We start from the raw sequence: 1,869 nt of genomic DNA, 5'->3' as shown, positions 1-1,869 counted from the left end.
CATCCGCCAGCCCGTCCGCTTCACCGACACCATCCACACCCTCCACCAAGCAGGCGTCACCGCGTTCGTCGAACTCGGCCCCGACCCCGTCCTCACCGCCCTCACCCAGACCACCCTCGACACCGAGGACACGGTCACCACCGCCACCCTCCGCGAAGGCCACCCCGAAACACTGACCCTCACCACCACCCTCGCCCAGCTGCACACCCACGGCCACCCCATCACCTGGCCCACCACCGAAAACACGACCGCCGCAACCGACCTCCCCACCTACCCCTTCCAACACGAGAGCTACTGGCTCCACCCCACCCGCACCACGGATCTCAGCTCCACGGGCCTGAGCTCCGGCGACCACCCACTGCTCGATGTCGCGGTCGAACTCCCTGATGGCAGTCACCTGTTCACTGGTCTCATCTCCGTTCAGCGCCACCCGTGGCTCGCCGAGCACTCCGTCCTGGGGACGCCGATCCTGCCGGGTGCCGCCTTTGCCGAGATCGCGCTCCAGCTGGCCGACCAGCTCGGCTACGACGAGGTCGACGACCTCGTCCTGGAGCACCCGTTGGCGCTGCCAGAGCAGGGTGGCATCGAGATGCGGATCGTCGTCAGTGCGAGCGAGGAGTCGGGGGGACGTTCCTTCGGCATCCACTCCCGACCGCATATGACTGATCGTCAGGTCACAGAAAGGGAGCAGCAGTACGACTGGGTGAGCAACGCCACCGGACGACTGGACAACGGGAGCCCGTCGGCCGAGCCGGACCGCACCGAGAGCTGGCCCCCGGCCGGAGCGGAGCCGGTGGCAATCGACTCCCTGTACGCCCGCGCCACAGACGCCGGGATCACCTACGGCCCGGTCTTCCAAGGCCTGCGGGCCGCCTGGCGCCACGGCGACGACATCTACGCCGAAATCGCCCTCACCCCCGACACCGCCCCCGACGCGTTCGGCATCCACCCCGCGCTGCTCGACGCCGCACTGCACCCCATCGCCCTGCTCAACGGCGGCGGTACGAACGAGTCGACCACGCCGGTCCTGCGACTGCCGTTCGCCTGGAGCGGCATCAGGCTGCGCACCACCGGCGCCGGCGAGTTGCGGGTACGAATGGCACCGATCGGCCAGGACGCGGTCGCGCTCACGCTCACCGATCCGGTGACCGGCGCTCTGGTGGTCGGCGTCGAGTCGTTGGCCGTTCGCCCGGTCGACCCTGCGGTGTTCCGCCGGGTCGGTCAGCCCGAGCCGCTGTACCACCTCGCCTGGACCGAGCCGGCCAGCTCGGCCGATCCGATGCGACCCGAAGGCCGGTACGCCGTACTCGGCACAGTGCCCGATGGTCTGCCAGGTGTCCCGGTCGCTGTCCACGACAACCTGGCAGCGCTCGGCCGGGATCTCGCCGACGGACCTGCGGACCTGCTCTTCGCACTCGCCTCGGCCCCCGACCCGGGCGATCCGGTGGCAGCCGCCCACCAGTCGGCCGCGACCGTGCTCTCGACGGTCCAGGACTTCCTGACCGAGGAACGGCTCGCGGACAGCCGACTGGTCGTCCTCACCCGGGGCGCACTCGCGGCCCACGACAGCGATGCTGTAACGGAGTTGGCGAACTCGGCAGCCTGGGGACTGATCCGCTCGGCGCAGTCGGAGAACCCCGGTCGGTTCGTGCTCATCGATCACGACGACACCGCCGCCTCCTGGCAGGCCCTGCCCGCAGCACTTGCCGACAGCGAAAGCCAGTTCGCCATCCGCGAGGGGAAGTTGCTCGTACCGAGGCTGGCCAAGACCGACACCCCCCAGCCCGCCGACACCAGCCCGCTGGACCCCCAGGGCACCATCCTCATCACCGGCGGCACCGGCACCCTCGGCACCCTCCTCGCCCGCCA

Annotated in this window: 1 protein-coding gene; it reads left to right on the top strand. The window is 70.1% G+C overall.

Annotation, left to right across the window (positions count from 1 at the left end; genetic code table 11):
• Positions 1-1,869 (top strand): SpnB-like Rossmann fold domain-containing protein (locus tag ABD330_RS32180; protein ID WP_344469858.1); only part of this gene is annotated, 1,869 nt, incomplete at both ends.

It is taken from the genome of Kitasatospora kazusensis (genome assembly GCF_039529945.1).
GTDB classification, from domain to species: Bacteria; Actinomycetota; Actinomycetes; order Streptomycetales; family Streptomycetaceae; genus Kitasatospora; species Kitasatospora kazusensis.
Note: the sequence above shows the minus strand (reverse complement) of the source record. Positions and strands in the feature narration are given on the sequence as shown.